The sequence below is a fragment of the Microbulbifer variabilis genome (genome assembly GCF_020524905.1).
GTDB lineage: Bacteria > Pseudomonadota > Gammaproteobacteria > Pseudomonadales > Cellvibrionaceae > Microbulbifer > Microbulbifer variabilis_A.
The window spans coordinates 1-15,063 of record NZ_JAIVKI010000023.1; the positions used below are offsets into that span (position 1 = coordinate 1).

Below are 15,063 nucleotides of genomic sequence, written 5' to 3' on the forward strand. Positions count from 1 at the left end.
TTCTACACATCCAGGCTGCTGAATCAAGTGATTTTTTGCAGCTTTTTTCGGTGATCCGAGTGGCTCAAAGCCTTTTTCGAATCCCGGCAAGTGCGTTTCCGCCCCTGCTTGAAGTGGCGTGCATTATAGCGACCCCTCCGTGCTTGGCAAGCTCTTTTTCAAATCAATTTTCTTAATAAAATCAATGAGTTAGAGCCGCTTTCCCGCTGCTGCCTGAGCAGCGAGGAGGTGAACTATACGGACTTCAGGGGGGGCTCGGCAAGCACTTTTGTGACAGAACTGTAAAAAAGTTTCTTTAAGCAAAAGTGCTGAAAAAACGACCTGCTCAAAAACTAAACAAATGGTATTTTTTCTTGCCAAGACGCACGATGAAGTAACTGTCGCTCAATGCTTTATCAGCGCTGAAGACAGAGGCTGGATCTGCGTTAGCCTCCATACCGACGGCCTCACCATTCACCAGGACAGCATTGCGACCCAAAGCATCTTTTACCGGCTTCCCGGAAGGGGACATTCCTGCATCAACCAACAAGTTAATCAGGCTTTGTTCGCCAAAATCTTTAGGTAGATCAGAGGAGGGTAAACCATCGAGACGCAACTGCTCGAGATCCCCGGCAGACAAATTCGCAATATCCCCCGAAAAGAGCGCGGCAGAAATACGCTCCGCGGCAGCCAATCCTTCCTCACCATGAACCAGGCGGGTAACTTCACGAGCCAGAATACCCTGTGCTTCAGGTTTTCCTGCGCGCTCGCGATCACCCTGTTCAATTGCATCAATTTCATCGACGCTTAAGAAGGTGAAGTAACGCAGGAATTTGTAGACATCCGCGTCAGCAGTATTCAGCCAGAACTGGTAAAAGGCGTAAGGGCTGGTCCGCTTCGGGTCTAGCCAAATAGTGCCACTTTCTGTTTTACCAAATTTGGTGCCATCGGCTTTGGTCACCAGTGGTAGAGTCAAACCAAAAACTTTGCCCCGGTGCTGGCGCCGAGTCAGGTCGACACCGCCGGTAATATTACCCCACTGGTCAGAGCCACCGATCTGCAAGGTGCAATTATTGCGCTTGTACAGCTCGGAAAAATCCATGGATTGCAACAACATATAAGAGAACTCGGTAAAGGAGATACCCTCTCCTTCCCTCTGGATACGCTGCTTAACGGATTCTTTATTCACCATATTGTTGACAGAGAAATGCTTTCCCACATCACGCAGAAAATCGAGCACATTCAGCTCGCGAGTCCAGTCCAGATTATTGGCAACTAAGGCACTATTTTCGCCGCAATCGAAATCGATAAACTGAGAGACTTGGCTTTTCAGTTTCTCAACCCAACCGGCAACGACATCTGGAGTATTGAGGCTGCGCTCTTGAGCTTTAAAAGATGGGTCCCCAATCAAGCCGGTAGCACCGCCGACCAGCGCTATCGGCTGGTGACCTGCCGCCTGAAACCTCTTCAAGGTCAGCAACGGTACTAGACTGCCTATATGAAGGGAGTCTGCAGTGGGATCAAAACCGCAATAAAGGGTTCGACTCTCAGACAAATGCTGCGTCAGTTCGCCGTCACCAGTCGCCTGATTAATTAATCCGCGACGGTCCAAGTCTTCAAGCAGTGTCATGTCGACCCCAGCCATGCTTTCCCCTCATATGTAGGCTTGAAAATAGCGCCACCGGACGGCGGCAAAATGCGCTGCAACATTACCGAACTTTGCAGCAAATACAAGCGGGCCTTACTGCGCCTATAAAATGGTGAATTAGATACTGAGGAACTTACTCATGGAGAAAGGGGTCAATTACCCAGTGAACCCAGGCGGCTTTTTTGCTATAAAGTCACTTCAATGCCTGTTTTTTAAACACTCTTTATTTCAAGCGCAGATTACAACGACAGCCGGCGCCGCCCGTTAATACCATGCAGAATCATCGCAAACCGACATCCCGTGTCCGTATAGGCGCTTTGCCCAAACATTTTCCCCGCGTGCACGCCCTAACGGCCAGCGCCGCTGCCTGTGTATTGGTTTTGGCAATTTTTATTCCAACGCCAGAAGTCGAAGCCAAGCGCATGCCTCTTCCGGTCAACCTGTCTCCAACTACAGAGGAGACTGAGACTGGTGTTGAACAAGTTCAGGCCGAGGAGATCTCTCCCAACCAAGGTATTGCATTAGCTTCAGCAGCAACAGAGGCATTTAAGTCACTTAACCTGACCGTACGCAATGGCGACACCCTGTCCGACCTGTTTAAGCGGGCCAAGGTCAGTGCCGGTGAAATGTACCAGCTGCTTGGCAGTGGCAAAGAAGCAAAAAAACTGGCGAGACTTAATCCCGGTGAAGAGCTAACTTTTACGGTCACTACCGATGGCAAGCTGCAGAGTTTAGCGCTGCAAAAGGACAGACTCAGCCAAGTCAGATTTACTCGTGATACTGAGAGTAAGTTTCAGCACGATCTTGTTCAGCGAGAACCCGACAGCCATCCCGCTTATCGTCAGGGACAAATCGATAGCTCCCTTTTTGTTGCCGGCAGCGATGCCGGACTGAGCGATAGCCTAATTATGGAAATGGCTGATGTCTTCAGCTCCGATATCGACTTTGCCCTGGATATTCGCAAGGGCGATAGCTTCAGCGTGATGTTCGAGGAAAAATTCCTCGACGGAGAAAAAATAGGTAACGGTCCCATTCTCGCAGTCAGTTTTACTAACCAAGGCCACACTTACAGTGCTGTTCGCTACGTTGACAGCAGCGGCGATGCCAATTACTTCACGCCTGAAGGTAAGAGCATGCGCAAGGCGTTTATTCGTACGCCTCTAGATATAGTGCGTATCAGCTCCCACTTTAATCCACGCCGTTTACACCCGGTTTTCAAATCACGCCGCCCCCACAATGGCACCGATTATGCGGCCCCCCGTGGTACCCCGGTTTACTCAACCGGCGACGGTCGGGTGATTGCCTCAGGTTACAGCAAACCCAACGGCAACTATGTGTTTGTTCAGCATGGGGAGCGTTACGTTACCCGCTACCTACATTTAACCAAGCGCAATGTAAAGAAAGGCCAGCGAGTGAAGCAGCGCCAAGTTATCGGCACTGTCGGCTCCACTGGCTATGCCACTGGCCCTCACTTGCACTATGAATTCCTGGTGGATGGTAGGCATCGTAATCCGGCCACAATTGTGCGCAAACTGCCCAAAGCCAAGTCTGTGCCCTCAGCCGAGATGACGCGCTTTAAGAATCAAACACAGCCTCTGTTGGCTAAGCTGGAAAATTACCAGGGCCCAGCTCTGGCAAAACTCGACGACGACAATTAATAAGCACTTTATTTTATGCCCGATCTTTTTATCGGCCTGATGTCCGGTACCAGCGTCGATGCCATCGACGCGGTACTGGTCGACTTTGGCGGCGAAGATAAAATCAAGCCGCGTATCCTGGCAGCTCTCAGCCACCCCATCCACCCATCACTGCGCAGCGCGATCCTCGCCCTATGCTCTCCCGGCCCATCGGAACTGGATCGCGCCGGGCAACTGGACCGACAACTCGGCCAAGTATTTGCCGAGGCAACAAATACCTTGCTGGCACGTGCGGGTGTAGAGCCGGATGAGGTCACCGCAGTTGGCAGCCACGGACAAACTGTCAGGCACCGACCACCGGGCACCGTAAGCTCCCCTTTCACCCTACAGCTGGGTGACCCTAATACGATTGCCGCACTGACCGGCATTAGTACCGTTGCCGATTTTCGTCGCCGCGATATGGCATTGGGCGGGCAAGGGGCGCCGCTAATGCCCGCCTTCCACCGCGCCGCCTTCAAAACCGAGGGCAATCGTGCCGTTGTTAATATTGGTGGCATGGCCAATATTACCGAGCTGAAAGCCGATGGCAGCATTTGTGGCTACGACACTGGCCCCGGCAATGCCCTGCTGGATTACTGGGTAAGCCTTCATAAAAAGCAACCTTTCGACCGAGAAGGTAGCTGGGCAGCCAGTGGCCGGGCTAACCCTGAGCTGCTGAATCGCTTGATGTCAGATCCCTACTTTACCGCCGAGCCACCGAAGAGCACTGGCCGTGAGACCTTTAATGCCAACTGGCTTGAACAAGCCCTGGCTGGGCTAGAACTAGCCCCAGCAGATGTACAGGCAACCCTATCGGAGGTCACTGCGGCGAGTGTTGCCGAAGCCGTGCATTCATTCGCAGATGGTGGGGAATTACTGGTATGCGGTGGTGGCGCTAGGAATAAGGATTTACTATCCAGACTACAGAGGCGATTACCCACCTGGTCTATTGCCGATACGGGAACTTATGGCATTGATCCCGACTGGCTTGAAGCAGTGGGGTTTGCCTGGCTGGCTCGGCAAACACTGCTCGGTCTGCCCGGAAATTGCCCCGGTGTAACCGGGGCAAAAAAAGAAGCCGTTCTCGGGGCTATCTACCCCCCTTAAGCGGCTAGCTGGTGGGCGACTCAAATAGAGAAGGAAGAGCCGCAGCCACAGGTAGAAGAAGCGTTGGGGTTTTGCACCACGAAGCGAGAACCGGCAAGTCCCTCCTCATAGTCCACATTGGCACCCACCAAATAGGGATAGCTCATGGCATCAACCAGTACCTGAATGCCATCCTTCTCGATAATGGCATCGTCCTCGGCAACCAGCTCATCGAAGGTAAACCCATACTGGAATCCAGAGCAGCCGCCACCGGTGACAAAGACCCTAAGCTTTAAATCCGGGTTGCCCTCCTCTTCCAACAGGCTCTTGACCTTAGCTACCGCTTTATCGGTAACCACCAGTGGTGCAGGAGAAAAGGATACAGCTTCTGACATAAGTCTCTCTCAACTCATCGGGACGTTCGCAACTCGTATAAATGCTATACAGAGCGCAGCCTCGGGGGCGTCATCTTGCTTAAACCCAGCAAATCAGTCAAGTATTTGGCGCAACAGACCCCGCTATTGAAGGAAGCCGGGGACTGTTATGAGAGACTAGCTTAAGTGGCTTCAATCACTGTTTCGTCTTCGGAATAGCCAATCATCGGGGTCTCACCGGCGGAACTGAGGTCCGCATTGGATACCAGTGAGCCATTAACCTGGGCACCTTTCATCATTTCAATCAGCTTGTAGTGCACATTACCCTCTACCATAGCCTTGGAAGCCAGTTCCAGGTGGCGGGCCGCGAATACATCCCCGCTTACATTACCGTTAATGACCACCTGAGGCACACGGATTTCACCTTCGATCACGCCACCGTCAACAATCTGCAACCGCGCATCGCTGTCACTGTGAGCCGAAACATTACCCTTTACCTTGCCCTCAATGACCAAGTTTCCACGAAAGTGTATATCGCCTGTGACTTCCGTCTGGCGCGCGATCAGAGTCGTATGGTTACTACTGGTACTGGCCATAGTTACGTGTTTCTCTTTTTTTCTTAACATAATCCCTAAAACCTCATGCCTTTGGCATCAATGCTAGCTTTTCTGTACCAACCAGCCGTAGCGCTGTTCAATATTGAACCCACTGCGCCCACTGGATTTGAGCGAGAGTTCTACGCCTTCTGGAATAAACCCCTCCGGCAGGCGCAGCTCCCCCTCTATGTTTTGAAAATATTTAAAACGCAGCGGAATAGACTCTGTATCCACTTGCTCTGATAAATCCATTAAGGCGTAGCGCTTTGGCTCGCCGTCCTGCCTACCCACGACTGTAAAAGTGGCCGCACCCTTGATGACATTGCGGCGCACCGCTGACTGTTGCACTTGCAGCTTGTACTGGTAGCTACGCGCATCAGCTGTCTGGGAGAGTATAAAGCGACCGATTGAAACCCCTTCCCCCTCTTCTGCCGGCGCCATAACCCCTCGATAAAAAGAGATTTCCTGTTTCAACTCGGCAATCTGGCTTTCTTTTTGTACCAGCTCACTACGCACGGCTTCGCTGGCCTGCTCACCGATGAGCAGAGATTGCTCGGCGGTAGCGGCGCGCATGCGCAGGGCTTCATTTTCACTATTGAGGCTCTCGAGTCGCTCCAGCACCTGGGTATATTCCAGGGTCTTCTCATCGAGGTTTTTACGCAAATGATATTGGCCGGCGAAATAGGAACCGGCAGAGGTGACCAATACCAACAGGGCGACGCCACCCGCGGCAATCACGCCGGAGAAGGGGCGGTGGGGCACCACTTTCATACGGTATTGCTTACTGCCTTTCACTTTGAGCTCCATATAATTCGCTGGGGCTGAACCGAAGTTACCGGTTATCGTAATTATTTGATTTTAAGGCAGCAGCGCGGGGCTCTCCAAGCCCAACGTCTCAGTTAGGCCAAACATAATGTTCATATTCTGGACCGCCTGGGCCGAAGCCCCCTTAGCCAGGTTGTCGATCACCGACATGACTACCAGGGTATCTCGATCCTGGGGCTGCATCACGGAAACCCTGCACATATTTGTGCCACGCACGCTGCGGGTTTGCGGGTGGCTTCCCGGCGGAAGTACATCTACAAAGGGTTCATCTTTGTAGCGCTGCTCAAACAACCTCTGTAATTCAATGGCTGAAAGGCCCACTTTGGAGTGGGTTTTGGCAAACAGAGTGGCATGGATGCCCCTGATCATTGGCAGCAGGTGCGGCACAAATGTTACCTGCGCCGGGCTGGCATCGAGTGGCTGAACCTTGCGCAAGCCCTGCTCAATCTCCGGTAAATGGCGGTGACCTGCAGCAGAATAGGCACGGAAGTTATCACTGTTTTCCGCCAGAATCAGGTCGGTCTTGGCCTGGCGTCCGGCACCACTGGCGCCGCTGGCCGCACTGGCAATCAGTTCCGACGGTTCTACCACACCCGCCTCCAACAGAGGAATCCAGCCCAATTGGATAGCAGTGGGGTAACAACCGGGACAGGCCACCAGCTGCGCACCCGCAATATCGGCGCGATTGACTTCGGGCAAACCGTAAACTGCTTTTTGCGCTAGTGCAGGAGCTGCATGTTCCTGGCCGTACCAAGTCTCCCAAGTGGGGATATCCTTGAGACGAAAATCAGCAGAAAGATCGACCACCCGCACACCGCGCTCAATAAGTGCCGGCACTTGGGCCTGTGCGACTCCGTGTGGTGTGGCAAAAAAGACCAGGTCACAGCTGGCTAACTGCTCGATTTCCGGTTCACAAAAAGCCAGGTCGTAATGCCCACGGAGACTGGGAAATAACTCCGCTACAGGTGTGCCCTTTAGGGAACGCGAGGTGATTGCGACCACTTTTACCTTTGGATGTGTCGCCAAAATCCGCAGCAGTTCCACTCCCGTGTAGCCGGTGGCTCCGACAATTGCTACCTTAATCACCTTGCTAGACTCTCCCGATAAATCCGCCAACTGAGACGATAATCATAAAACCAGCCAAGCACTCTAACACAAGCCCCAGACCTTGAAGGATGTGCGGTGTCACAGCGCCCCAGGATTTCACTTAAAAGCACACTGAGCCGTTACTTGCCCAAGACGAACGCTCTGGAGCAAATCCGTCTGCAACTCTCGGCCCGGGAGGCCCTGGCGCCGCTGGTTGGCATGGCCTTAATTACCGGGGTACTCGCCGGCGGTGTCACTGTGCTGTTCCGTTTTACCATGGAATGGCCGACCACCTTTTTTCTATCCATACCCCAAAATTATGAGTCTTTACCCCCTCTCTGGCGATTTGCCCTACCGGTAATCGGCTCTCTATTAATAGGCATTATCTACCTGGTACTCAGTCCCAAACGCTACGACGTTGGTGTGGTTCACGTACTCGACCGTCTCTTTAACCACCAGGGCTATATGCCGGTACAAAATGCGCTACTACAATTTTTCGCCGGTGCCATCGCCCTGATTAGTGGGCACTCAGTGGGTCGTGAAGGCCCGGCCGTACATCTTGGCGCGGCCAGCGGCAGCTGGCTGGCACGCGCATTGCGCCTGCCCAATAACTCGGCGCGCAGCCTGCTCGGTTGTGGCGTGGCGGCTGCTATCGCTGCCTCATTCAACACTCCGTTGGCCGGGGTGGTATTCGCCATGGAGGTGGTGATGCTGGAGTATTCCGTGGCCGGCTTTTTACCCGTTATGCTGGCGGCGGTAACCGGTAGTGCGATTACCCAGCTGACTTTTGGCCGCGAACCGGACTTTAATGTACCGGCAATCCACCTCAACTCCCTGGCAGAACTGCCTATTTTATTTTTATGTGCGCTGGCTATCGGCGTCCTGGCAGCGCTTTTCATACTGGCCCACCGCAAACTCACCAAGCAAACCCATCGCTCCCCGCTGTTGCGTTTTCTGATAGTGGGACTGGTAACCGGCACTATCGGTATCTGGGTACCGGAAATTCTCGGTGGGGGCTACGACACACTGCAAATGGCTATGCTCGGGGAACTGGGCGTAAACACTCTAGTGGTTATTGTTGCGGCCAAGTTGGTTGCTACAGCATTGGGCTCCGGGTTGGGCATTCCCGGAGGGGTTATTGGACCCAGCCTTATCCTAGGCGCTTGCCTCGGCGGTATTGCCGGTGGCCTCGCCAATATGTGGTTGGGAGAACATACGGCAAGCCCGGGCTTTTACGCCATGGTGGGCATGGCCGCAATGATGGCTGCCATGCTCAATGCTCCTCTTGCCGCCCTGCTCGCTATTCTCGAATTGACCTACAACCCCAATGTGCTGTTTCCCGGCATGATGATGATTGTGGTGGCCACATTGATCAGTCGACAACTTTTTGCCACCCAGGGAATTTACCTTGAGACACTGCGTGCACTGAATAAAGCTGGTACGCCTACCTGGCGCCAACAAATGCTCAGTGGTGTGGGTGTGGCCAGCCAAATGGATCGAAGTTTTATTGTCGCTCAGCAGGAAATCACCCTGGAACAGGCACAGGGTTATATCTCACAACACCCCCAGTGGATACTGATCGACCTGCCCAATGAAAAGCCGCCCGAACTCCTGCGCGCCGCCGACCTGGCCACATTTCTACAGGGCAGCAAAGAAGGAGAGAGTGAAGAACCCCTTATTGAGCAGGAACAAAAAGACGAGGGAACAACAGCGAAGATCAATTTGCTAAAAATTCCCGGTGAGCGTAAACAGATGGCGGAAATAAATTGGCGTGCAACCATGTTGGAAGCTCAGCAGGAACTTAAAAATACCGGGGCCGATGCCTTGTATATCAGTCGCCATCAGAGTGGCTCCCTGGACAATCGCATTGCGGGCATTATTCTGCCGTTACAGATCGATAATTTTTACCGGAAATAATCAATTTTCGTTTTATTTTTTGAGGGGATTTTCCATGTTGTGGATCAAGGCTTTTCACATTATTGCCATGGTGTGTTGGTTTGCCGCGCTCTTTTATTTACCACGCCTTTTCGTCTACCACGTGGATGCCACCGATGCCCTCAGCCGCGACCGCTTCTGCATTATGGAACGACGTCTATATAGGGGGATCGCTATTCCGGCCATGCTCGCCACTGTCGGCCTGGGTATATGGCTGTACAGCTTGAACCCCAGCTATTACAACTCGGCCGGCTGGATGCATGCGAAACTCACCTTCGTTGTGCTCCTGCTGGCCTATCATCATATGTGTGGCGCCTACGTTCGTAAGTTTGCCCAGGGCATCAATACCCGCAGCGGACGTTATTTCCGTATTTTTAATGAGGCTCCGACAGTAGCCCTGTTCGCCATTGTTATTCTGGTAGTGGTGAAGCCTTTTTAATTTGGCGCGAAATCATTCTTTGTATAGGGCGCACAGGAACTAAAATTAGGCGCACAACAATTGGCAGTCATGTAGATCTTCTATGGATACACCGCAGCCCATTATTTTGACCGTCACCCACCACGATCCCAGTGGCAGCGCCGGCATCGGCGCAGATACGGAAACGGCCGTCAGCTTGGGCTGCCACGCAGCCTCCGTCGTCTCCGCCATCAGCGTCTGTAATACCGGGGAACTGCTCGGGGTGGCGCCAGTGGATGACAGCCTTTTGATTGAGCAGGCTCGAACGGTTTTGGAGGACATGCCCATAGCGGCCATCAAGGTTGGCTATCTCGGCTCGGTGGAAAATGTACGAGCCCTGCACAGTGTGCTGCGCGACTACCCTGACGTTCCAGTAATTATCGACCCGGACGCTACCCTGGCCGATAAAGAGAGTGTTCTAGCTCCACCTCTCTGGGAAGCGATGACCTCCCTGTTGCTGCCCTACGCTACCATGGTCTGCCCCAACCGACGTGAAGCTCGGGCGATGGCGGTAGAGGCCGATACCCATGACGCCATGGCCCAGGAGCTGCTGGAAAGCGGTTGCCGCTACCTGCTACTTACTGGCGTGCCCCATGATCAACAGCTGCAGAATCGTCTCTACGATGAGCGCGGCCTGATCCGTGAATTCCATTGGGAACGGTTGCCACCCGCGGCCTATGGGGTCTGCGGAACCCTCGCCACCGCTATCGCTTGTCATATCGCCCACGGTCTGACCATCTCCGAGGCGGTAAGTCGCAGCCAGCAGTATGCCTGGAGCGCCATCCGCGACAGCCGCCGTTTGGGGATGGGACGGCCAATCCCCAACCGCCTGTTCTGGTGTGAGCGCTAGGGCAACTCCTGTCTCTCAGCAATTCGCGAGTCGCACCGACAGTAAAGTCGGTGCGACTTATTAGCCAACTTCCCTTACTGCGCTCTGACTTCCCCGCATTGTTCTCCTGGCCCCACACCGTGATAATGGCCGCTGACTTTTAGCCTTTTTCGCAATTTCTGAATGAATTCTATGAGTAAATCCGAGCAGCTCTTTGCCGAAGCCCAGCAATTTATCCCCGGCGGCGTTAACTCACCGGTGCGCGCTTTCCGTGCCGTGGGCGGTACGCCCCTGTTTATCCGCCGCGCCGAGGGCGCCTATCTCTTCGATGCGGACGAAAAACGTTATATCGACTATGTGCAATCCTGGGGCCCGATGGTACTCGGTCACGCACACCCGGAAGTGATCGAAGCGGTCGTGGAGCAGGCTCAGTCCGGCCTCAGCTTCGGCGCCCCCACGGAATTGGAAACCGAACTGGCTGAGGAACTCTGCCGCCTGTGGCCCAACATGGACTTGGTGCGCTTCGTCAACTCCGGCACTGAAGCCACTATGAGCGCCATTCGCCTAGCTCGCGGCTTTACTGGACGCGATAAGATTGTGAAATTTGAAGGCTGCTACCACGGCCATTCGGACTCTTTGCTAGTCAAAGCCGGCTCCGGTGCCTTAACCATGGGGGTACCCTCCTCCCCCGGCGTTCCCGCCGCCCTGGCGGACCACACCATCACCCTGAGCTACAACGATGCTGAAGGCGTACGTGCTTGCTTCGACGAAATTGGCGACCAGATCGCCTGTATCATCGTAGAGCCCGTCGCCGGCAATATGAACTGTATCCCGCCAGTACCCGGCTTCCTTGAAACGCTGCGCGAAGTCTGCGACCAGCACGACGCCCTATTGATTCTCGACGAAGTCATGACGGGCTTTCGCGTCAGTCTCACTGGCGCTCAGGGACACTATGGCATCGAGGCGGACCTGACCACTCTCGGTAAAGTTATTGGCGGCGGTATGCCGGTGGGTGCCTTCGGTGGCAAGCGCGAAATCATGGAGCAGATCGCTCCCCTGGGACCGGTTTATCAGGCCGGCACTTTGTCCGGCAACCCGGTGGCCATGGTTGCGGGCCTGGAAACCCTGCGTTTGGTGGAAGAACCCGGTTTCTATGAGCCCCTAGTGGCCAGGACAGATCGCCTGGTGGAGGGTATCCTCGCTGCCGGCAAAAAAGCGGGAATCCCCATTACCGCCAACAAAGCTGGCACCATGTTTGGTTTCTTCTTTACCGAGGAAGCTCAAGTCACCAATTACCAGCAGGTAATGGCTTGTAATAACGAGCGCTTCAACCGCTTTTTCCACGGTATGCTCGAAGAGGGTATCTACCTGGCACCTGCTTCTTATGAAGCCGGGTTTATGTCCGCCGCCCATAGCGACGAGGATATCGAAAAGACTATCGCTGCCGCGGAGCGCGTCTTCGCTCATCTCGACTGATTCCCTCTTCCAGGTACCCACTACAAGGTGGGTACCTGCTCTTCTCCCCAGCATCACAGCCGTCACACACTACTTTAGTGAACGCTTTGTCGCAGAAGCGTTGTTCTTTTCCTATTGTAAAGTAAAAATGTATACAAAATTGTAAAGGTATACATTTTTGAGAAGCTTATTATCTGATACCAGCCTGTCTACGATCAGCGCCGGCTTTATCGCCGTGCTGGTCGCCGTGGCCAGCTCGGCAGCGATTGTGTTTGAGGCAGCCCGTGCAGCCGGCGCCGACGAGGCCATGATTGCCTCCTGGATCGGAGCTTTGGGGCTGGGGATGGGGCTCTCCGGTATCGTTTTCTCCTGGTATTACCGAGCACCGATTATTACCGCCTGGTCGACCCCCGGCGCCGCATTACTGGCAACCAGTCTCAGCGGCATTCCGATTGCCGAGGCCATCGGCGCATTTTTTTTCAGCGCCATGCTGACCCTTGTGGTGGGGCTTTCCGGAGCCTTCGAACGGGTAGCCCGGCTGGTACCTGGCCCAATTGCCGGCGCCATGCTGGCAGGCATACTGCTACAGTTTGGTCTCGGCACTTTCACCTCGCTGCAATCCCAGCCCGTTTTGGTGGGCACTATGTTATTGGCCTATCTTATCGGGCGGCGCTGGATACCCCGCTACGCCATTATCCTGGTACTCATCAGCGGACTGGCGGTTTGCTGGAAGCTACAGCTTTTCGCACCTGATCAGATTCACTGGCAGGCACCAAAACCCATTTGGGTTACACCGGAATTCAGACTCTCAACCCTGATCAGTGTCGGCATCCCGTTATTTATCGTCACAATGACCTCTCAGTACCTTCCAGGAGCAGCAACCCTCGCCGCCAGCGGCTATCAGCGGGTGCCAGTTTCTCCACTCATCAGCGGCACCGGATTAACCAACCTCCTAATCACCCCCTTTGGCGGTTTTACCCTGACCTTGGCGTCGATTACCGGGGCTATTTGTACTGGGCCCGAAGCGCACCCCAACCCTGACAAGCGCTATACCGCCGGGATCGCCGCAGGATTTTTCTATCTACTAGTAGGTTTGTCTGGCGCCACGGTAGTGGCATTATTCAGCAACTTTCCCAAGGCATTGATCGCGGGACTGGCCGGCCTGGCGTTACTTGGGACTCTCGGCAACTGCCTGGCGGGTGCTACCGCAGATACAGAGAACCGCGAGGCGGCGGTAATCACCTTCCTTATCAGCGCTTCAGGCATCAGTTTTTTGGGGATAGGTGCCGCTTTTTGGGGGCTGGTCGGCGGACTGAGCTGTTATTGGTTTTTCAAACGGGATAATAAATAAAAGCCCAATGAACCTTTACGAAAAAATCAAAGCGGATTTGCAGCGTGGGCGTTTCCCCGCCGGTCAAGCATTGAAGCAGGCGGAAGTGGCCGAACACTATGAAGTCAGCCGTATCCCCGTGAGGGATGCCTTACAGCGCCTGAAAAATGAAGGATGGCTGGCGCCCCATGGCAAGCGTGGTGTCGCCGTGCCTCAGTTCGATCCGTTGGAGGTGGAGGACCTCTACTTAATGCGTATGCGCCTGGAGCCACTGTTACAAAGCCTGGCGCAAAAAAAACTCACCAGTGAAACAATCGGCCGAGCACGGGATATTCTCGATTCTATGGAAGGGAACCCCAGCCTCTCAGCAGAGCAGATCGGCAGTCTTAACTGGCAGTTTCACGCCTGTATCTACCTCGCCGCAGAGCGTCCCACCCTCTTCGCCACAGTGGAGCAACTGCACAGGCAGTGTGAGCGCTATATCGGCTACCAATCCCGCAGGCTGCACTACCAGAGCACTAGCCAGAAAGAGCACTATAGGATTCTTGAAGCCCTGCAACAGAAACGGGAAAAAGAAGCGGCGGCCTTACTAGCCAGGCACATTGAGACCGCGGGTAAGAAACTAGTGGCTTTTCTTCGTACCGCTCAAGGCGGACACTAAACCAACTCCAGGGGAAATCATCGGCAGCGGCAATTTGATATGATGACCGCCAATTGCGGTCGCGGGACAGCTGCGGCCCTATCGAAAGCCGGAGTAATTCCCTATGAGTCAAAAATTCGGCCGCGGAGCCTATCCCAACACTCGCCTACGCCGCCTGCGCGCGCAGGATTTTTCCCGACGACTTGTTCGGGAAAACCAGCTCAGCTGCGACGACCTGATCCTCCCCCTATTTGTCATTGAGGGCCGCAACGAAACCCAGGGCATAGCCTCAATGCCTGGTGTTGAGCGCCTTAGCGTGGACCTGCTAGCCAAAAAAGCGAAGTCCCTGCAACAGCTGGGTATCCCAGCGGTTGCACTGTTCCCCGTCGTGGATCCTTCGGTGAAATCCGACTGTGCCAGCGCCGCCCACGATGCCAATGGCCTGGCCCAGCGAGCAGTGCGGGAACTGAAAGATGCAGTACCGGAGCTCGGGGTTATCACTGATGTGGCCCTGGACCCTTTCACCAGCCACGGCCAGGACGGTTTGATGGACCACAGCGGTTATATCGTCAACGATGAGACTGTAGAGGTGTTGGTACAACAGGCCCTTTCGCACGCCGCAGCGGGCGCCGATATGGTGGCGCCTTCCGACATGATGGATGGTCGTATCGGTGCTATTCGCGCAGCACTTGAAGGAGCCGGGCACAGCAATACCCTGATCATGTCCTATGCAGCCAAGTATGCTTCCGCCTACTACGGCCCCTTCCGCGATGCCGTGGGCTCCGCGGGTAATCTCAAGGGTGGCAGTAAGGCCAGCTACCAGATGGACCCCGCCAATTCCGATGAAGCCCTACATGAGTGCGCCTTAGACTTACAAGAAGGGGCGGATATGGTGATGGTGAAGCCCGGGATGCCCTACTTAGATATTGTGCGCCGGGTGAAAGAAGAATTGCGGGTGCCCACCTTTGCCTACCAGGTGAGCGGCGAGTACGCCATGCACTGCGCCGCGTTCGAAAATGGCTGGCTGCAGCGCGAAGCGGTGATTCTGGAGTCCCTACTGGCCTTCAAGCGCGCCGGCGCCGACGGAATTCTTACCTACTTTGCAGAGGAAGCTGCACAGCTGCTGCAGGACTGAGTCTTTTTAAAT

General features: G+C 54.4%; 14 protein-coding genes. 9 read left to right on the plus strand and 5 right to left on the minus strand.

What is annotated here, in order from left to right; all coding sequences use genetic code 11:
- Positions 1-325: 325 nt before the first annotated feature.
- Positions 326-1,624, minus strand: a complete 1,299-nt coding sequence (gene tyrS, locus LC073_RS19090) for a tyrosine--tRNA ligase (protein WP_226648920.1) — start codon at positions 1,622-1,624, stop codon at positions 326-328.
- A gap of 275 nt (positions 1,625-1,899) precedes the next feature.
- On the opposite strand from tyrS, the gene LC073_RS19095 reads away from it, so the two are divergent.
- Together LC073_RS19095 and LC073_RS19100 are read left to right on the plus strand one after the other, a co-directional pair.
- Positions 1,900-3,285, plus strand: a complete 1,386-nt coding sequence (locus LC073_RS19095) for a peptidoglycan DD-metalloendopeptidase family protein (RefSeq protein ID WP_226648921.1) — start codon at positions 1,900-1,902, stop codon at positions 3,283-3,285.
- Positions 3,286-3,300: 15 nt separating this feature from the next.
- Positions 3,301-4,410 (plus strand): anhydro-N-acetylmuramic acid kinase, encoded by a 1,110-nt coding sequence (locus LC073_RS19100; protein WP_226648922.1) that lies wholly within the window; start codon positions 3,301-3,303, stop codon positions 4,408-4,410.
- 20 nt (positions 4,411-4,430) lie between these two features.
- Here the strand turns inward: LC073_RS19100 and erpA are convergent, their stop codons facing one another.
- From erpA to argC, 4 genes are all read right to left on the minus strand, one after another.
- Positions 4,431-4,784, minus strand: a complete 354-nt coding sequence (erpA, locus tag LC073_RS19105; protein ID WP_152451090.1) for an iron-sulfur cluster insertion protein ErpA — start codon at positions 4,782-4,784, stop codon at positions 4,431-4,433.
- A gap of 161 nt (positions 4,785-4,945) precedes the next feature.
- Positions 4,946-5,389 (minus strand): bactofilin family protein, encoded by a 444-nt coding sequence (locus LC073_RS19110; RefSeq protein WP_226648923.1) that lies wholly within the window; start codon positions 5,387-5,389, stop codon positions 4,946-4,948.
- Between the two features lie 33 nt (positions 5,390-5,422).
- On the minus strand, positions 5,423-6,154 hold the full coding sequence (locus LC073_RS19115) for a DUF6776 family protein (RefSeq protein ID WP_226648924.1): 732 nt from the start codon (positions 6,152-6,154) through the stop codon (positions 5,423-5,425).
- Between the two features lie 63 nt (positions 6,155-6,217).
- Positions 6,218-7,270 carry an N-acetyl-gamma-glutamyl-phosphate reductase gene (gene argC, locus LC073_RS19120; protein WP_226648925.1) on the minus strand — a complete coding sequence of 351 codons (1,053 nt, stop codon included), beginning with the start codon at positions 7,268-7,270 and terminating at the stop codon, positions 6,218-6,220.
- A gap of 144 nt (positions 7,271-7,414) precedes the next feature.
- Here argC and LC073_RS19125 point away from each other — a divergent pair, with 144 nt between their 5' ends.
- The 7 genes from LC073_RS19125 to hemB all read left to right on the plus strand — a co-directional run bounded on the left by LC073_RS19125 (position 7,415) and on the right by hemB (position 15,051).
- On the plus strand, positions 7,415-9,187 hold the full coding sequence (locus LC073_RS19125) for a chloride channel protein (RefSeq protein WP_226648926.1): 1,773 nt from the start codon (positions 7,415-7,417) through the stop codon (positions 9,185-9,187).
- Between the two features lie 34 nt (positions 9,188-9,221).
- Complete coding sequence (gene hemJ / locus LC073_RS19130) at positions 9,222-9,644, plus strand: protoporphyrinogen oxidase HemJ (protein WP_226648927.1); 423 nt, start codon at positions 9,222-9,224, stop codon at positions 9,642-9,644.
- Positions 9,645-9,726: 82 nt separating this feature from the next.
- Positions 9,727-10,512, plus strand: a complete 786-nt coding sequence (thiD, locus tag LC073_RS19135; RefSeq protein WP_226648928.1) for a bifunctional hydroxymethylpyrimidine kinase/phosphomethylpyrimidine kinase — start codon at positions 9,727-9,729, stop codon at positions 10,510-10,512.
- Positions 10,513-10,683: 171 nt separating this feature from the next.
- Positions 10,684-11,967, plus strand: coding sequence for a glutamate-1-semialdehyde 2,1-aminomutase (gene hemL / locus LC073_RS19140; protein ID WP_226648929.1), 1,284 nt, complete (start codon positions 10,684-10,686; stop codon positions 11,965-11,967).
- Positions 11,968-12,124: 157 nt separating this feature from the next.
- Positions 12,125-13,297 (plus strand): benzoate/H(+) symporter BenE family transporter, encoded by a 1,173-nt coding sequence (locus LC073_RS19145; RefSeq protein WP_226648930.1) that lies wholly within the window; start codon positions 12,125-12,127, stop codon positions 13,295-13,297.
- Positions 13,298-13,304: 7 nt separating this feature from the next.
- Complete coding sequence (locus LC073_RS19150; RefSeq protein ID WP_226648931.1) at positions 13,305-13,937, plus strand: GntR family transcriptional regulator; 633 nt, start codon at positions 13,305-13,307, stop codon at positions 13,935-13,937.
- A gap of 103 nt (positions 13,938-14,040) precedes the next feature.
- On the plus strand, positions 14,041-15,051 hold the full coding sequence (gene hemB, locus LC073_RS19155; protein ID WP_226648932.1) for a porphobilinogen synthase: 1,011 nt from the start codon (positions 14,041-14,043) through the stop codon (positions 15,049-15,051).
- Positions 15,052-15,063: the final 12 nt, after the last annotated feature.

What these genes read in the sequence shown, in the direction of transcription:
- tyrS (WP_226648920.1), bottom strand. Translation starts at nt 1,624, where the DNA reads ATGGCTGGGGTCGACATGACACTGCTTGAAGACTTGGACCGTCGCGGA.
- LC073_RS19095 (WP_226648921.1), top strand. Translation starts at nt 1,900, where the DNA reads ATGCAGAATCATCGCAAACCGACATCCCGTGTCCGTATAGGCGCTTTG.
- LC073_RS19100 (WP_226648922.1), top strand. Translation starts at nt 3,301, where the DNA reads ATGCCCGATCTTTTTATCGGCCTGATGTCCGGTACCAGCGTCGATGCC.
- erpA (WP_152451090.1), bottom strand. Translation starts at nt 4,784, where the DNA reads ATGTCAGAAGCTGTATCCTTTTCTCCTGCACCACTGGTGGTTACCGAT.
- LC073_RS19110 (WP_226648923.1), bottom strand. Translation starts at nt 5,389, where the DNA reads ATGTTAAGAAAAAAAGAGAAACACGTAACTATGGCCAGTACCAGTAGT.
- hemJ (WP_226648927.1), top strand. Translation starts at nt 9,222, where the DNA reads ATGTTGTGGATCAAGGCTTTTCACATTATTGCCATGGTGTGTTGGTTT.
- thiD (WP_226648928.1), top strand. Translation starts at nt 9,727, where the DNA reads ATGGATACACCGCAGCCCATTATTTTGACCGTCACCCACCACGATCCC.
- hemL (WP_226648929.1), top strand. Translation starts at nt 10,684, where the DNA reads ATGAGTAAATCCGAGCAGCTCTTTGCCGAAGCCCAGCAATTTATCCCC.
- LC073_RS19150 (WP_226648931.1), top strand. Translation starts at nt 13,305, where the DNA reads ATGAACCTTTACGAAAAAATCAAAGCGGATTTGCAGCGTGGGCGTTTC.
- hemB (WP_226648932.1), top strand. Translation starts at nt 14,041, where the DNA reads ATGAGTCAAAAATTCGGCCGCGGAGCCTATCCCAACACTCGCCTACGC.